General features: G+C 58.6%; 15 protein-coding genes. 10 read left to right on the top strand and 5 right to left on the bottom strand.

The annotated features are described in order from the left end of the window. Positions 1-7: 7 nt before the first annotated feature. The 3 genes from CSING_RS05860 to CSING_RS05870 are packed head-to-tail and all read right to left on the bottom strand — an operon-like array spanning position 8 to position 2,270. On the bottom strand, positions 8-1,018 hold the full coding sequence (locus CSING_RS05860; RefSeq protein WP_042530548.1) for a serine hydrolase domain-containing protein: 1,011 nt from the start codon (positions 1,016-1,018) through the stop codon (positions 8-10). Further along, on the bottom strand, positions 1,018-1,545 hold the full coding sequence (locus tag CSING_RS05865) for an ArsR/SmtB family transcription factor (RefSeq protein ID WP_042530550.1): 528 nt from the start codon (positions 1,543-1,545) through the stop codon (positions 1,018-1,020). The genes CSING_RS05860 and CSING_RS05865 overlap by 1 nt, the downstream gene beginning before the upstream one ends. Before the next feature lie 53 nt (positions 1,546-1,598). Then, the gene (locus tag CSING_RS05870; RefSeq protein ID WP_042530552.1) at positions 1,599-2,270 is read right to left on the bottom strand and encodes a 3'-5' exonuclease; all 672 of its coding nucleotides are present in this window, start codon (positions 2,268-2,270) and stop codon (positions 1,599-1,601) included. A 95-nt stretch (positions 2,271-2,365) separates the two neighbouring features. Here CSING_RS05870 and CSING_RS05875 point away from each other — a divergent pair, with 95 nt between their 5' ends. From CSING_RS05875 to CSING_RS05890, 4 genes are read left to right on the top strand one after another with little or no spacing between them, the layout of a single operon-like run. Next, positions 2,366-3,676 carry an ATP-binding protein gene (locus CSING_RS05875; RefSeq protein ID WP_158407799.1) on the top strand — a complete coding sequence of 437 codons (1,311 nt, stop codon included), beginning with the start codon at positions 2,366-2,368 and terminating at the stop codon, positions 3,674-3,676. Positions 3,677-3,730: 54 nt separating this feature from the next. After that, positions 3,731-5,755: an NAD-dependent DNA ligase LigA gene (ligA, locus tag CSING_RS05880; RefSeq protein ID WP_042530554.1), complete on the top strand. Its 2,025-nt coding sequence runs from the start codon at positions 3,731-3,733 to the stop codon at positions 5,753-5,755. After that, positions 5,752-6,522, top strand: coding sequence for an HAD family hydrolase (locus CSING_RS05885; protein WP_042530556.1), 771 nt, complete (start codon positions 5,752-5,754; stop codon positions 6,520-6,522). Before ligA ends, CSING_RS05885 begins: the two co-directional genes overlap by 4 nt. Beyond that, positions 6,519-7,280: an HAD family hydrolase gene (locus CSING_RS05890; RefSeq protein ID WP_042530559.1), complete on the top strand. Its 762-nt coding sequence runs from the start codon at positions 6,519-6,521 to the stop codon at positions 7,278-7,280. The genes CSING_RS05885 and CSING_RS05890 overlap by 4 nt, the downstream gene beginning before the upstream one ends. Here the strand turns inward: CSING_RS05890 and CSING_RS05895 are convergent. Further along, complete coding sequence (locus tag CSING_RS05895) at positions 7,277-7,936, bottom strand: ACT domain-containing protein (protein ID WP_042530561.1); 660 nt, start codon at positions 7,934-7,936, stop codon at positions 7,277-7,279. The genes CSING_RS05890 and CSING_RS05895 overlap by 4 nt on opposite strands. 199 nt (positions 7,937-8,135) lie before the next feature. Here CSING_RS05895 and gatC point away from each other — a divergent pair, with 199 nt between their 5' ends. Both gatC and gatA read left to right on the top strand, forming a co-directional pair. Continuing rightward, a complete protein-coding gene (gatC, locus tag CSING_RS05900) occupies positions 8,136-8,438 on the top strand; it encodes an Asp-tRNA(Asn)/Glu-tRNA(Gln) amidotransferase subunit GatC (protein WP_042530563.1) in 303 nt (100 codons plus the stop codon). 2 nt (positions 8,439-8,440) lie between these two features. Then, complete coding sequence (gene gatA / locus CSING_RS05905) at positions 8,441-9,925, top strand: Asp-tRNA(Asn)/Glu-tRNA(Gln) amidotransferase subunit GatA (RefSeq protein ID WP_042530565.1); 1,485 nt, start codon at positions 8,441-8,443, stop codon at positions 9,923-9,925. Positions 9,926-10,618: 693 nt separating this feature from the next. Here gatA and CSING_RS05910 read toward each other — a convergent pair. Beyond that, positions 10,619-10,942: a hypothetical protein gene (locus tag CSING_RS05910; RefSeq protein ID WP_042530567.1), complete on the bottom strand. Its 324-nt coding sequence runs from the start codon at positions 10,940-10,942 to the stop codon at positions 10,619-10,621. Between the two features lie 48 nt (positions 10,943-10,990). Here CSING_RS05910 and CSING_RS05915 point away from each other — a divergent pair, with 48 nt between their 5' ends. From CSING_RS05915 to gatB, 4 genes are read left to right on the top strand one after another with little or no spacing between them, the layout of a single operon-like run. Beyond that, positions 10,991-12,364, top strand: a complete 1,374-nt coding sequence (locus CSING_RS05915; protein ID WP_042530569.1) for an MFS transporter — start codon at positions 10,991-10,993, stop codon at positions 12,362-12,364. Between the two features lie 22 nt (positions 12,365-12,386). Beyond that, complete coding sequence (locus CSING_RS05920) at positions 12,387-13,418, top strand: ATP-dependent 6-phosphofructokinase (RefSeq protein ID WP_042533211.1); 1,032 nt, start codon at positions 12,387-12,389, stop codon at positions 13,416-13,418. Positions 13,419-13,450: 32 nt separating this feature from the next. Continuing rightward, entirely contained in the window at positions 13,451-15,049 is a 1,599-nt protein-coding gene (locus tag CSING_RS05925) for an aspartate:alanine exchanger family transporter (RefSeq protein ID WP_042530571.1), read from the top strand. Positions 15,050-15,092: 43 nt separating this feature from the next. Continuing rightward, on the top strand, positions 15,093-16,598 hold the full coding sequence (gene gatB, locus CSING_RS05930) for an Asp-tRNA(Asn)/Glu-tRNA(Gln) amidotransferase subunit GatB (RefSeq protein ID WP_042530574.1): 1,506 nt from the start codon (positions 15,093-15,095) through the stop codon (positions 16,596-16,598). Positions 16,599-16,623 lie beyond the last annotated feature (25 nt).

Genomic DNA, 16,623 nt, shown 5'->3' on the forward strand with positions numbered 1-16,623 from the left:
TTTCTCCTTAAGATGCGAGCTCGTTGAACAGTGCTTGGGCTAGGTCTTCGGTGCCGGCGGGTGAATCGTTGTTGGCGAAAGTAGCGCGTTTGGTGTCCGGATCGATGATGAGCATTGTGGAATAGCCATAGGTGCCGCCGTTGTGCCAGACACCTGGGCCGTCTTCGTTAGGAACCCAGCCGTACTCTGTATCGCCGTTATCCATAAACCACTCGGCGAACTTGGCCATGTCACTCGCCGTGGAGCGGATAGCACCCGCGGGCGCGGAGCCGTCCTCCTCCCAAGGCTCGGCGTGGCGGCCGGTGTTGGTAAGTCCCTGTGGGGCGTCGTCGGGCACGGAGCCCGGCGTCATGAGGTAGGTTTCGGTCATTTCTGCAGGCTCGAAGATTCGTTCTTTGAGCATCTGCTCATAAGGCTGCCCGGCAACGGTCTCCACCACGTGGCCAAGGAGCCCATAGCCAAGATTGGAATAGGATTCTTCGCCGCGGTTCTTCAGCTCGGCCTTCGTGGCGGCAGCCATGATGTCCTCTACGGTCTCGCCTTCATAGGGGTTCGAACCGGTGACACCCGAGGCGAGACTGCTGAGGAGGTTCGCGCTTGCCAGCCGGGGTAGTCCAGAGGTGTGGTCGAGCAGCTCTCTCACGGTGACGTCAGCGACGGGCGCATCGCCGACATCGAGGACCTCGCCCACAGTGGTATCAGGTTTCAATTTTCCTTCGTCGACGAGCTGGCGGGCCAGTTCGCCGGTGAACATCTTGGTCACGGACCCGATTTCGACCTCTGTGTGCTCGTCGCTGCCCAGTCCCGCGAAGGTGGCTTGGCCGTCGTGAAGCGTGAAGGCGGTGAGGTTGTGGAAACCGGATTCGGAGTGATTTTCCAGCTGGGTTGCTAGGGCTTCGTCGCCAGTTTTGTCTTGTGCCAGAGCAATTCTTTGTGGCCCTACAACGAGGAGGACGGCGGCAACAACAATGATGGTGATGATAGCTAGGGCAATCTTGGATGCGACACGGTTATTCATTAGTGGTCCTCACTTGCAGTGATGATGGTGAGCAGGGGAATGACGCGGGGAGGGCGGATGGAATATTCGCCGCCAGACTTGGTGGTCCAACCGGCGTGGGTGAGTGCACTCAAGTGGTGATAGGCGGTGCCGGTGGAGGAGACGATGTTTTCTTCGACAAGCTCGGCGGCCGTCGCAGGTGCGGCGAGCAGGCGGCGAAGGATCTCGCCGCGGACGGGGTGAGCAAGGGCGGAAAGGCGCTCAAGATTCTCTGTCCAAGCCTCGTCGCTGACAAAGTTGGTGGGGCGTTGCCATTGGTAGGCATAGGCGCGCTTGCCCACGTTAATGTTGCCGCCGAAGATGACGGAGCCGTCGGGAAGCTGTTCGTTGGGCGTAAGGGCGTCAACGAGCCAGTAGGTCGAATCCTCTGTGGTTGGTTGGGTGGAGGTTGGTGAAGTGGGGTCGGTGTGTTCAGCGCTGACGCGTCCCTCAAGCGCGGCGACGCGCGCTTCAAGCTCGGCGAGGCGTGCTTCGACTGTTGTTTCCATGTTTTCTAGAATTCCATAATTCTAGAAATCTGACAAGAGTGGTGATGCGTTGATTATGAAATCATCGGCCACGCGGTGGAGACATTCGAGGCGTCCCGCCCACGGCCCTCCAGGTATTTCTTGAAGGATTCGCGGTCCTTGTACCACTCCACAGCCTGGAACTCCATGAGTTCGTTGGTATCCATCTGCGCTAGCTCAGGGAAGTGCTGACGCACCTGCTTCCAGGCCACGCGGGCGGCCGCGAGGGCGTCGGCAGTTGCCTCATGCGCGTTGCTTAGCTCCACGCCGTAGTGTGCGGACACATCTCCCAAGGTGCGCTTGCCCTTGCGCCATTTGTCTTTGACGCGGTCGATGACGAAAGGATCGAACACCGGGCCGTTCACCGTGAAGTCCCCGGTCAACGCGCGTAGCACGGATAGGTCGTAGGCGGCGTTATAGACAATGAGGGTCAGACCATCGTCCCAGGCCTGGTATATGGCATCGACCGTTTCTTTGAGCACATCCTCATGTGGTCGGCCCTCCGCACGAGCCTTCTCCGTGGTGATGCCGTGAACCTTGGCGGCCTCTTCAGGGATTTCCACGCCTGGGTCAGCGAGCATCTCGCGCTTGTCCACCTCGCGCCCGTCGATGCGCACCAGGGCAGAGGTGACGATGCGGGCTTCTTTAGGGTTCACGGAGGTGGTCTCCAGATCGAAGGAGAGCATGCGGGTGGCGTCGAAGTTCATGGACAACACTCTAGCGCCCGGCTCGGACATGCACTGTGGAAGTGCTGCAGAATGACGGACAAGGTTTTGCAGAATGACGAATGGACTCCTGCAGAATGACGGATGAAGTCTTGCAGAATGACCAACTGCAGGTAAAATACTGTTTTATGGAGCGCTATATTAGGCGAGGTATGGAAGGGTTTGCGCGAGAGGCGTTGTCTTTTTCTCCCGTTGTGCACGTCACGGGAGCACGGCAAGTGGGAAAATCGACGCTGACACGGCATCTCGGTCTTGAGCGTGCTGTGTATGTAACGCTGGATGACCCCGCAGCTTTTTCATTGGCAGAAGAAGATCCGATGACCTTTGTCCAGCAGGGTGGCAATGGAACGTTGATTATTGATGAGATTCAGCGGCTTCCGGAACTCACCCTGCCGTTGAAGGCTGAGGTCGATAGAGACCGCCGGCCAGGTCGCTTTGTCATTACTGGTTCATCTGACTTTGCTCGGGGGATAGGAAGGAAGGATTCGCTAGCGGGAAGAATCATCGATCTCCATCTGCATCCACTGAGCCAGCAAGAAATCTGCGAAACAGTAAGCGACGGGGCCTTTGTAGATAGGATTGATGATCTTATCGGTTTACCTGCGCGTTCTACTCCTGAGGAATACGTAGACCGGGCTAGCCTCGTTGACAAGGTGCTCAAGGGGGGTTACCCAGTAGCGCTTGAACTACCCGATCGGATGCGCCGAGCCTGGTTCGATTCGTATGTATCGCATGTGACTGTGGTTGAGGAAACGCTTTCCCGGGAAAGCGCACAGCCGGGAAGGCTGCAATCATTATTGCGTTTACTTGCAGCGCATCAGGCAGGGGAGTTGGTTCCGGCAAAGCTTGCGCGTGAAGCGGAAATCCCAGTATCCACTGTCCGCTCGTACCTTGATACTTTGTCAAGGTTATTTCTTTCCTCACATGTGAAAGCGTGGAAATCGAATCTGACGTCGAGGGAAATTTCCAAGCCTAAAAGCTGGGTCACTGATTCCGGTTTGGCTTCATGGCTAGCGGGGCAAACTCGAGACATACTTATGGACCCTCTGGCCCAGTCCCACTTCGGGCATCTGGTGGAAGGGTTTGTACTCCAAGAGCTTTCTGCCCAGCAAGGGTGGGCAGAAAGCGAGCATCGGCTTTTTCATTGGCGTGATAGTACAGGGATGGAAGTGGATATTGTCATCGAATTCGCTGACAACTCCATCGCCGCACTCGAGGTCAAATCCGGGGCAACCGTGAAAGCAGGGCAGGTTCGGCATGTGCGCACACTGAGAGAAAAATTAGGTTCGCGATTCCGCGGAGGATTTGTTGTCGCACCTATTCCTCACGTGCAGCCCCTAGGTGAAAAATTATGTGCGCTTCCGATGTCATATCTGTGGCGTAAATAGGATGTTTGGGCAGGTCACGTCTCACGTCCAGCTGCCCCGCTACACTGGTTAACCGTGAGTGATGCAGTAGATATCCAACGCGAATGGTCCGAGCTTGCCCAGGAAGTGCGTAAGCACCGCGAGCTGTACTACAACGGCGAGCCGTCGATTCCGGACGCGGACTTTGACGCGCTTTTCCAGCGTTTGCTGGCACTGGAAGCAGAGCACCCGGAGCTGCAGACTCCTGATTCGCCTACCCAGCAGGTAGGCGCAGCCCCGGAGGGTGCTGTAGACATCGAGCACCTTGAGCGCTTGTACAGCTTGGACAATGTCTTCAGTGCGGATGAGCTGCAGGACTGGCTCGACCGTACGCCGGCGGAGTCCTACCTCACCGAGCTGAAGATCGACGGGCTGTCCATTGACTTGGTGTACCGCGATGGCAAGCTTGCCTCGGCCGCTACGCGAGGCGATGGCCGTGTCGGCGAGGACATCACTGCCAATGCGCGCGTCATTCCTGATATTCCACACGAGCTGACCGGCACCGAAGAGTATCCGGTGCCCTCCGTGGTGGAGGTTCGCGGCGAGGTGTACATGCGCCCGGATGAGTTTGAGGAGATTAACTCCGCACGCCGTGAAGATGGCAAACCCACGTTTGCCAACCCGCGCAACGCGGCCGCAGGCGGTTTGCGCATGAAGAACCCGGAGGACGTGAAAAAGCGCCGCCTTCATATGGTGTGCCACGGTATCGGTGCGCGCGAAGGTTTTGAACCTTCCTCGCAACACGATGCTTACCTGGCACTAGAAGCGTGGGGATTCCCCGTCTCGCCGTACACCAAGCGCGTGACCAGCGCCAAGGAAGTCCAGGAGCAGGTTGCACACTGGGCTGAGCACCGCCATGATGCATATTTTGAAATGGATGGTCTTGTGGTCAAGGTTGATGACTTGGCCAGCCAACGCGCGCTGGGAGCAACCTCTAGGGCACCACGGTGGGCTATTGCGTACAAGTACCCGCCGGAAGAAGTGACCACCAAGCTGCTCAACATTGAGGTAGGCGTTGGCCGCACGGGACGTGTGACGCCCTTTGCCATTATGGAGCCGGTGTTTGTGTCCGGTTCAACCGTGTCTATGGCTACCCTGCACAACCAGTTCGAGGTCAAGAACAAGAACGTCCTCATCGGGGATACCATCATCATCCGCAAGGCTGGCGAAATTATTCCGGAGGTCCTCGGCCCGGTGCTGGACAAGCGTGATGGTAGCGAGACCGAGTGGGTTTTCCCAGAGAACTGCCCGGCCTGCGGCACGAAGCTGGCTCCGCAGAAGGAAGGTGACCAGGACTGGCGGTGCCCGAACACTCGCAGCTGCCCGGCTCAGCTTTCTGCCCGCCTCGAGTATCTGGCATCCCGCAAGGCGCTTGACATAGGCGAGTTAGGGGAGAAGGCTGCGGCAGACCTTATCGCCTCCGGCGTGCTTAAAGATGAAGCGGATCTCTTTGACCTTGATGAGGAAGCACTGCTGAAGTCTTCGATGTACACGACGAAGAGCGGTAACCTCAATGCCTCTGGCAAGAAGCTGCTGGAGAACCTTAAGACCGCCCGCGAGACTGATTTCTGGCGCGTGCTCGTGGCCTTGTCCATTCGCCATGTGGGTCCCATCGCGGCTCGTGCGTTGGCGACTCGCTTTGGCTCGATGGAGGCGCTGCGCAAGGCTTCCGTCGAGGAGCTCGCCGATACCGATGGCGTGGGCGGAATCATCGCGGAATCCTTTAAAGCCTGGTTCGAAGTGGACTGGCACGACAACATCGTCGAGAAGTGGACTGCAGCGGGTGTGACCATGGCTGATGAAATCAGCGATAAACCGGAACAAACCCTAGAGGGTCTCACCGTGGTGGTCACCGGCACGCTCGAAAAATTCACGCGTGATTCCGCCAAGGAGGCCATCATTACCCGTGGTGGCAAGGCTTCTGGCTCGGTATCTAAGAAGACCAACTATGTTGTTGTGGGCGAGAACGCTGGATCCAAGGAACAAAAAGCCCGTGACCTGGGGCTCACCATCCTTGATGAAGCGGGATTCCAGCGTCTTCTGGAAACGGGCGAGGCATGAAGCTAGCCGCCTGTGACCTTGATGGCACCATCTTTTTTGATGGGCATATGCCTGCGGATGTCCCCGCAGCCATTGCTAGGTGGCGTGCCGCGGGCAATCTTGCCGTCGTGGCCACAGGTAAATCCCCGTACGCCATGCGTCGCGCTCTTCAGCCCTTTGACATCGAATTTGATTATTACCTCTTGTGCAATGGCACGGTGATCCTCGATGGCGAGCAGCGCATCCTCTATGAAAGTCACGTTCCGCCACAGGCAGTTCGCGCCGTATATGACCGCGTGCACGACACCTCCGGGCTTGATCTCTACTGCACACGGATCAAGGGGCCAGATGGCTACCTCGTCCGCAACCTCGCAGGCGTGCATAATCCAATCATCACGGACCCAGTTGCGGTTGCTCCGAAAGTCATCGAAGAGGAAGTCTTCCCACTTGTTGCCGCCTGGACTCCGGATAATCAGGAACTTCAACGCGAGATTGCGGAGTGGGTCACCTCCCGTTTCGATGTTGGGACCGCGATGAATCAGAACTTCTTCGACATCACCCCGCCAGGCCACGACAAGGGCTTTGCCTTGACGTGGCTGTTGGATCACCTCTCCTTGGCTCGCGGGGATGTCCAGGTTGTCACGTTGGGTGACGGCTATAACGACCTGCCCATGCATGCGCTTGCCGACGTCTCCCTAACCTTCCCCTGGGCACATCCCGCTATCCAGGAAGCCTGCGACGTGGTTGTCGAGTCGGCCGTGGATGGGCTACTACGCTATTCATCATGAAGATTGCAGCCTTGGACATGGACGGCACTGTTTATGTCAACGAGACCATCAGTGATTCCGTGAAGCAGGCCATTAGCTCGTGGCGTGCCGCCGGAAACCTTGCGGTTTCCGCAACAGGCAAGTCCATCTCGAACGCGCGCACTACTCTTGAGCCCTGTGGCGTGGAGATGGACTATCACGTGCTGTACAACGGCACAGTGATCACCGATGGTGATTTCACCGTGCTGCACGAAGAGCATCTGCCTACCGAAACCGTTCGGGCTATTGCGGAACGATTCACGGGTGAGAAGCTCAATATCTACACCACAGGCTTGACTGGAGTCGATCAGATTGTGTGGGACGGGCTTGCAGGCAGGGAGTCTTCGATGGTGGCAGGGGCGCAGTCGGTGGAGCTGGGGGACGTCGTCAAGCGCGACACCGTGCTCATGTCCCTGTGGATTCCTGGTGACTTGGCGCTGCGCCGCGAGGTCGATGAGTGGGTGAGCGCGAATTGTGATGTGGAATCATCCTTCAACTGCGATTTCTATGACATCATGCCGCCTGGCCACAATAAAGGCGAAGGCTTGATGCGTCTGAGGAAACGCTTGGGGCTTGTCGACGTTCCCCTCTACACCTTCGGCGACAGCTTCAACGACCTCTCCATGCATGCCATTGCCACTGAATCCTTTAGCTTTCCCTCCGCAGAGATCAGCGGCGACGTTGACCATGTTGTACCCGACGTCGCCGCTGGATTGAATCGCCTGCTGGCAGAATCCTAGGTGAGGAAAGCCCCCAAAATGGCTCCCAGGTCACCGAGATGCTCAACCTCCGATGCCAGGTAGTCTGGCCCGCCGACGCGGCCCATCACGACGACGTACTTGGTACCCACGAGGGGAGCGGCAGCCAGTGCCGAATCGAGAAGTGCCCAGGACTCCGGAATCCAGGTGTCTTTCTCCGGGGTGAGTACACGGGCGGACGTGATATTGAGATCGGTGGGGATCGTGCCGTCATCGGCAGGCGCGGCATCGGAGGATGCAATGCGCTTGATGGGATCGTCATTAGTGATGACGATTGCCCAGTTTGAGGTCAACGCCTTCGGGATGGCGGCGCAGACCTCTTCCATGGCGGCGGTTACGCTGCGGCGGGATGCCACTTTGGCTAGTAGGTGAATCTGTCCACGACGATCCACGCGTCCACTAAACGGGCGAATCGAATCAATCTCCACGCCGTCGACCGTTTGTGCTGCGGTAATTATCTCATCTGCCATGGTGGTTTTAGGCAGGTCCAGCACGATGTCATCCATGACGGTTCCGTCGGGGAAGTTTTCCACGATGTCCACAGAGCGAATATCGGCCTCGATTTCTCCTAAAGCATTGGCTAAGAAGCCGAGGCTGCCAGGGGTGTCGGGGAGAAGGACACGGACGAGGTACGACATTTCTTTTCCTAAGGACGGCTCTGTGAGGCGGGATTAATAGGTTTACCTAACGTGACCTATGGTACACAACCGGGCGAATACTATTCAATGGGTGCCATGCTTTACACAGGGAGGAGTGGTGGTGGCGGCGCACAAGGCGTGCAGTACCATGGGGGCTTAGCTAGTAACCGTCTCGATGAATAATAAGGATGGAGTTCGCGTGTCTGATATTTCGCGTGACGAAGTCGCGCACCTGGCAAAGCTGTCGCGACTGGCCCTGAGCGAGGAAGAACTGCAGCAGTTCGCCACTCAGATTGATGAGATTGTGGACTCTGTGTCCGCGGTGGGCAAGGTCGATGCAGAGGGCGTGGAGCCGATGTCGCACCCGCACTCCGTGGTCGCGCCGATGCGTGAGGATGTCATCGTCCGCACGCTCACCGCCGAGCAGGCCTTGGATCAGGCCCCGGCGTCCGAGGATGACCGCTTCATGGTTCCGCAGATTCTGGGTGGAGGAGACGAATAAACATGGCACAATTCATCGCGCCCGCTGAGGGCCTTACCGCTCTGACCGCCGCCGAGTTGGCTCAGAAGACCCATTCCCGCGAGCTCACCTCCCGTGAAGTTACCCAGGCTTTCTTGGACCGCATCGCGGAGACCGATGGCGAGCTCAACGCCTTCTTGCACGTGGGCGCTGAGGAGGCACTTGCGGCTGCCGACGCCGTCGATAAGTCTCTCGATGCTGGTGAGGAACCCGCCTCGGCGTTGGCTGGCGTGCCGCTGGCGCTCAAGGACCTGCTCGTGACGACGGACGCTCCGACGACCGCTGCCTCCAAGATGCTCGAGGGTTGGGTCTCGCCTTACGACGCAACTTTGGTGAAGAAGCTGCGTGAGGCTGGTATCCCCATCCTTGGTAAGACGAACCTCGACGAGTTCGCCATGGGTTCCTCCAACGAGAACTCCGCCTTCGGTCCGGTTCATAACCCCTACGACACTGAGCGCACCCCGGGTGGCTCCGGCGGCGGCACTGCTGCAGCCCTTGCTTCCGGCCAGGCTCCACTGGGTATCGGTACCGACACGGGCGGATCTATTCGTCAGCCCGCCGCTCTGACCAATACCGTTGGCGTCAAGCCAACCTACGGCACCGTCTCTCGCTATGGCCTCATCGCTGCCGCGAGCTCCCTGGACCAGGCTGGCCCGACCGCCCGCACAGTCCTGGATACCGCGCTCCTGCACGAGATTATTGCCGGCCATGATTCCTTTGACGCGACCTCTGTGGATAAGCCGGTCGCACCGGTCGTCGAGGCCGCAAAGGAAGGCGCAAACGGTGACCTGTCCGGCGTCAAGGTCGGACTCATCAAGCAGTTCGAGCGCGATGGCTGGCAGGCCGGCGTCATGGAGGCCTACCACGCCGCCGTTGAGCAGCTGAAGTCCCAGGGGGCCGAGATTGTTGAGGTTGACTGTCCGCACTTCGATGACGCCTTGGCTGCGTACTACCTGATCATGCCGTGTGAGGTCTCTTCCAACCTGGCCCGTTTTGACGGCATGCGCTACGGCCAGCGTGTCGGCGACGACGGCACCCACTCCGCGGAAGAGGTCATGTCCCTGTCCCGTGCCGCTGGCTTCGGTCCTGAGGTCAAGCGCCGCATCATGCTGGGTACCTACGCACTGTCCGTTGGTTACTACGACGCCTACTACCTCCAAGCACAGCGCGTGCGTACCCTCATTGCCCAGGACTTTGCTCGCGCCTTCGAACAGGCCGACGTCCTGGTGTCCCCGACGACCCCGACCACGGCCTTCAAGCTGGGGGAGAAGGTTGAGGATCCGATGGCGATGTACAACTTCGACCTGTGCACCTTGCCGCTCAACCTCGCCGGTCTGTGCGGCATGTCGGTGCCGTCTGGCCTGGCCTCCGACACCAACCTGCCGACTGGCCTCCAGATCATGGCCCCCGCCTTCCAAGACGACCGCCTCTACAAGGTAGGCGCCGCTTACGAAGCAGGCCGCGAGTAATACGCTCTGTCCTCTCTGCATCCGGGCGCTATGCCGTAACACGCAAGAAGCCGGCGGTCTCTTACAGAAATGAGAGGCTGCCGGCTTCTTTGTGCTAGGTCATAGTGCTAGCGTTGCAGCTATTACGCCCGGAAAAATCCTTGTCGACGTTTCAGATCCCACGCTCCGTACGGCTGCTTCTCGTAGTAGTACCAAAATGAGTTAGACACGAAAAGGCTCCTTATGCATTTGGTGGTTGCTTTAGCAAAAATCGAAAAAGCCGCTCGTTCCTAGCGTAAATCGAGTTATTCGTGCAGGAGCCCGTTGTGCGGTCCTCACGTGCGCTGGGGGAGTAAGTGCGGCACTGCAGTCAAGTCAAAGCGGGTGCCGTAGCCCAACCCGGGCGTGAAGGCCGTCGGGGAGGCGATGCGGCCTTTACGATCTGGCGGGTTAGTGTTTATATATTCTCAGGAAGTAAATATACGTCAAGAACAGGGAAAATGCGGTCTTTGAAAAATAAAATTGCTTAAGGCTTTACATTTGCATAGTCGTGGGTTAGAGTGAACTTAGTGATTGCATCTGCTGGGTGCGGATCACACTGTGAGAGAGACAAAATAAAACGCCCTTCGCGCGCTTACCCCTTTCCGGCGCACGTAGGGCGTTTTATTTATGCAGATTTGCAGGATTTTTGCCTGGCGTTTCTACCTGGCGCTCTTACTGGGCGTCGGAAAGCGCGTAGACGGCACCGGCACTGGCGGCAGTAACGGCGAGGACCGAGGGCCAGGCACCGATTTTCTTAGCAAGTGGGTGGGAGAGGCCAAAAGCGCCTGCGTAGAGCGCAGACAGGCCGGCGGTAGTGGCGGGGTTTGTCTTAGCCCACCAGCTGCGACCCGCCCACACGCCAGCGGCGGCGAGGATGACGCCGCCGAGAGGGCGGATGCCGGTTTCTTTCGCGGTTACCCAACCGCCGATAAGGCCGAGAGTCACGGTGGTGGCAGTGGATACGTCCTGTGGTTTCTTAATATCAATCATTCCCATGCCGCCCAGTGTAGGCCCGTGTCCGAAGCGGTGGCTAGACTTCGCTGCATGAATCAACCCATTGCGCTTCCACCTGAACGTCAGGCCTGGCGGGCCATGGCCGCGCTGTCCCTGGGATTCTTCATTTCCTTGCTGGATCAGACGATGATTGCCGTTGCGCTACCTGAAATTCTTCGCGCATTCGATGCCAACGTGAACCACGTCCTGTGGGTTTCAGCCATCTATCTGTTGGCGGTCGTCGTACCGCTCTTGTTTACCGGCAGGCTCGGGGATATCTATGGGCAAAAGAAGATGTTTCAGCTGGGCGTAGGGCTGTTTGGTGTGGGTGCGCTGCTGTGTGCGTTAGCACCCAGCGTGGAGTTTCTCATTGCGGCACGTGCTGTGCAGGGCTTCGGCGCCTCGATTCAGATGCCCCAGACAATGGCGGTGATTAATAGGGTCTTTGCCCGTGAGCGACGTGGTCGTGCCCTTGGCGTGTGGGGCATTGTTGGCTCGGTAGCGTCGCTGGCGGGTCCGCTATTGGGCGGCTTTGTGGTGGCCAGTTTTGGCTGGCAGGCCGTGTTCTGGGTCCATATTCCCTTTGTGGTCGTAGCAATTGTGCTGGCTGGTGCGTGGGTGCCTGCGTTGCCAACGACTGGGAGGAAGATTGATTATGTCTCCGTGGCGGCGTCGTTTGTTGCGCTGAGCTGTCTTGTCTTCGCCGTACAGCAGGGGCCGGAGACGGGGTGGCCATGGTGGATCTGGGCACTTCTCGTGGTAGGCATAGCAGGAGTTGGTGTCTTCATCGCATTGCAGCAGCGTAGTCGTGAGCCGCTTGTTCCCTTGGAGCTTTTTGCTGATCGCAATTATTCGGCCGGGTCAGTGGCGATTGTGGCGATGGGATTCATGGCTGCTTCGATGATGATTCCCATCATGATGTGGCTGCAGGGAACGCAGGGACTTTCGGCCCGGGATGCCGGACTCATTGTCACACCGATGGCGCTGGTCTCCTTGTGTGTTTCACCCTTGGCGGGAATTCTTGCGGACAAGCTCGACCCGCGGCGGCTTGCAGCAACTGGTTTCGGCGTCCTTATCGCGACGTTTATAGGGATGTGGTTTCTGATGCACTCGGGTGTGGCGGCGTGGTGGCTGAGTGTGCCGTGTGCTGCGCTGGGCGCTGGGCAGTCCTTCATTTGGGGCTCGAATGCCGCCACGTCGATGCGGGACATTGAGCCGCAGCTCATGGGTGCGGCGTCAGGTGTCTACAACACCTCGCGGCAGGTGGGCTCGGTTAGTGGTGTGGCTGCGGTTTCTGCCGTCATGCAAGTGGCCGGGGTGGCGAACTCCATGGTTGTCATTATCGCCGTGCTGGCTGTGGGATGGGGCGCGTCGCTCTTCTTCCGCGACACCCTGCATGTAGTCCCCGAAACTGCACACCTATAGGGAAGCGAGTAGATTGGAAACCATGCGTCTTGCTGTACTGACATCCGGTGGTGATTGCCCCGGTCTGAATGCTGTTATCCGCGCGGTCGTTCGTACCGCATCCAACGAGTTTGGCGATACGGTCGTCGGCTACGAGGACGGTTGGGTTGGTCTTATGGAGGATCGCCGCCGGGACCTTTACGACGATGCTGAAATCGACCGCATTCTTTTGCGCGGCGGAACCATTCTCGGTACTGGTCGCCTGCACCCAGACAAGTTCAAAGCAGGCCTAGATACCATCAAGGCCAACATGGCCGATGCAGAGGTAGACGCTCTTATCGCCATTGGCGGCGAAGGCACCCTCAAAGGCGCGAAGTGGCTCTCGGACAACGGCATCCCTGTAGTTGGCGTACCGAAGACGATTGATAATGACGTCAATGCCACGGACTACACCTTCGGATTCGATACCGCAGTATCTGTGGCCACCGACGCGATCGACCGCCTTCACACCACCGCGGAATCACACAACCGCATCCTCATCGTTGAGGTCATGGGCCGCCACGTGGGCTGGATTGCATTGCACGCAGGTATGGCCGGCGGTGCGCACTACACCGTGATCCCCGAGGTTCCTTTCGACATCGCGGATATCACCAAGGCCATGGAGCGCCGTTTCCAGATGGGTGAGAAGTATGGCATCGTCTGTGTGGCTGAGGGCGCGCTGCCGAAGGAAGGCACCATGGACTTTGAAGAGGGCGGGGTGGATCAGTTTGGACACAAGACCTTCAACGGAATCGGCCAGGTTATCGGTGACGAGATTAAGAAGCGCACCGGCTACGACGTGCGCACGACGGTCCTCGGCCACATTCAGCGCGGTGGTACCCCGACCGCCTATGACCGTGTCCTCGCTACCCGCTACGGCACCCATGCAGCGCGTGCAGCCCACAACGGTGAGTCGGGCATGTGCGTAGCCCTGCATGGCGAAAACATCGACCTCGTTCCGCTGGAAGAGGCCGTCGGCCAGCTCAAGGTGGTTCCGGAGAAGCGCTACGCCAACGCGCAGGCCCTGTTTGGTTAAACCCCGGTCCTAACCACACGTAAAAGGTAGTGATGACGAGCGTTTTAGCGTACTTTGCTGAGCAACCAGTCCTCTTGGTATTCCTGCTCATCGGTGTAGGAATGGCCCTCGGCGGTATTAAAACCCGCGGCATCAGTCTCGGCGCGGCTGCTGTGCTTTTTCTGGGCATCGCCTTCTCGGCGGCAGCCGCTGCAGTCGGGGTAGAGGCCTCGGTTCCTCCCATCCTGGGCATGTTTGGCTTGGTGCTGTTTGCGTTTGGCATCGGCAACAACTCTGGTGTGTCCTTTTTTAAGTCTCTTAAGACCGCGACGGGCCCAGTCCTCTCCATGATCGCGGTATTCATCATTGCCGCGATCGCTGCATGGGGCTTGGGTACATATGTCTTTGATCTGTCGACTGCAACCATTGCCGGTGCATTCGCTGGTGCTGTGACTAACACCCCGGCGCTGGCAGCGGCGTCCGAAGCCACGGGCGATCCAAGCGCAGCCACGGTGGGTTATGCCGTAGCGTACCTTTTTGGTGTCATCGGGATGTTGGCGGCGACGGTGCTGGTGCTTCGGGACGCCGGCAATGACGACGACACCTTGTCTCCTGTCACGCGCCAACACATGCAGTTGCAGCGCGAGACCTCGATTGCTGAGCTCGCAGACTTCGGTAATGGGGAAGTTCAGGTTACCCGCCTGCGCCGCGTGGGCAGCAATGACATCGTCATCCCAAAATACTTTGACGTCCTGCATCCAGGAGATGTGGTGACGCTGGTGGGAGCACCGGAGGTCCTCGACAACATCATTGAGTATGCGGGGCGTGAATCGCCGCAGATTCTTAATGATGATCGCCATGACCTGGATTTCCGCCGCATTACGATTTCGGAACATAACCTGGCGGGCCAGACAATTGCGGAGCTCAACAACCAGCTCGCAGATGGATGGGGAGCCCGAATTTCTCGAGTTCGTCGCGCTGATAATGACCAAGTGGCTATCCCGGAGCACATCGTGGAGCTGGGTGACCGCGTGCGAGTGGTCGGCCCTAAAGACGCGTTACGTGACATCTCAAAGTTCCTCGGTGACTCTTCCCAGGGGTTGACCGATATTAACCCTGTGTCCCTCGGGTTGGGCCTGGCCTTGGGCATATTCTTGGGGCACATCGACATTCCGATTCCCGGTGGCTCATCCTTCAACCTGGGTGCAGCGGCGGGCGTGCTCATCGTGGCCCTCATCATGGCCCGAATTGGCCGTATTGGAAACACAGTGACTGCTTTGCCGCATTCGGCGAATACCATCTTGGCTGAACTGGGCCTCCTGCTGTTCCTTGCCCAGGCCGGCACTAATGCCGGAAGTGAGATTGCGAGTGCGTTTACCGGCGGCTCGTGGTGGAAAATTCTCCTCCTCGGAGCCATCGTGACCACCATTGTGGCGGCGGGGTATGCCTTCGTCCTCCGTTGGTTCCTCCATGTTGGTGCTACAAAGACCGCTGGTGCCTTGGCGGGCGCGCAAACGCAGCCTGCTGTCCTGGCTTTTGTCAATAACCGCACGAACACGGATCAGCGCGTGGCGTTGGGCTATGCCATGGTGTATCCAGCGGCGATGATTGCCAAAATTCTCATTACCCATGCCATCACGGTGTTGGGCTAGCCGGTTGCGCACGGAGTCGTGCTGACATACTAAGATGGCACGCATGACTGCTGCGATGTATGACCTGATGGATTATGACGAGGTCCTAGAAAAGTTCGAGCCCGTTATGGGCATGGAAGTCCACGTGGAGCTCAACACGGAGACCAAGATGTTCTCCACGTCGCCCACCAACTTCAACGCAGCCCCCAACTCCAATGTTGATCCGGTCTCTCTCGGCCTGCCGGGAGCCCTGCCCGTCGTCAACTCCAAGGGTGTAGAAGGAGCCATCAAGATTGGCCTTGCGCTGAACTGCTCCATTGCGGAGTCTTCGCGCTTCGCCCGCAAGAACTACTTCTACCCGGACCAGCCGAAGAACTACCAGATTTCCCAGTACGATGAGCCGATTGCGTACGACGGATACCTGGACGTCGTCCTCGATGACGGTACCGAGTGGCGCGTTGAGATTGAGCGCGCACATATGGAGGAGGACACCGGCAAACTGACGCACCTGGGCGGTGCGGATGGTCGCATCCACGGTGCCACCTCCTCGCTCGTGGACTGCAACCGCGCGGGCATTCCGCTCATTGAGATTGTGACGAAGCCGATCATTGGTGCGGGCGAGCGTGCGCCTGAGGTTGCCCGCGCCTACGTATCCGCGCTGCGTGAGCTTGTTGCGGCGCTGGGCGTGTCCGATGCCCGCATGGATCAGGGCTCAATGCGTGTGGACTCTAACCTTTCCCTGCGTCCGGTGGGACAGGAGGAGTTTGGTACCCGCACGGAGACCAAGAACATCAACTCGTTGCGCTCGGTAGAGCAGGCCGTGCGTTTTGAGATGCAACGCCAGGCGCAGGTGCTTGTCGATGGCGGCTCGATCGTCCAGGAAACCCGCCACTACCAGGAAACGGACGGCTCCACCTCGAAGGGGCGCCCGAAGGAGACCGCGGAAGACTACCGCTACTTCAACGACCCGGATCTTCCACCGGTGATTGTGTCCCGCGAGTGGGTCGAGGAGATTCGTGAGACCCTACCGGAGATGCCGTGGATTCGCCGCGCCCGCATCCAGGAGGAGTGGGGCCTTAAGGATGAGGAGATGCGTGACCTGGTCAACGCTGGTGCGCTTGACCTCATCATTGAGACCGTCGAGGCCGGCACTACTCCGGACGAGGCTCGCTCCTGGTGGGTGTCCTACCTGACGGGCAAGGCTAACGAGTCCGGTGTGGAGCTTAACTCTCTGAGCATTACCCCAGCACAGGTTGCCCGCGTGGTCGAGTTGGTCAAGGAGGGCAAGCTCACCACCAAGCTGGCGCGCCAAGCCGTGGATGGCGTACTGGAAGGTGAGGGTGACGTCGATGAGGTCGTCGCCAAGCGCGGACTCGAGGTTGTTCGCGATGACGGCGCCATTGAGAAAGCAGTTGATGACGCGCTTGCAGCCAACCCAGACATCGTGGAGAAGTACAAGGCCGGCAACAAGAAGGTCACCGGTGCCATCGTTGGTGCCGTAATGAAGGCTACCCAGGGAAAGGCTGACCCGGGCCAGGTGAACAAGCTCATCGCAAAGAAGCTCTCCTAATTGGGAGTAGTTTCCGTTATGCGAG

Source organism: Corynebacterium singulare, from assembly GCF_000833575.1.
GTDB classification, from domain to species: Bacteria; Actinomycetota; Actinomycetes; order Mycobacteriales; family Mycobacteriaceae; genus Corynebacterium; species Corynebacterium singulare.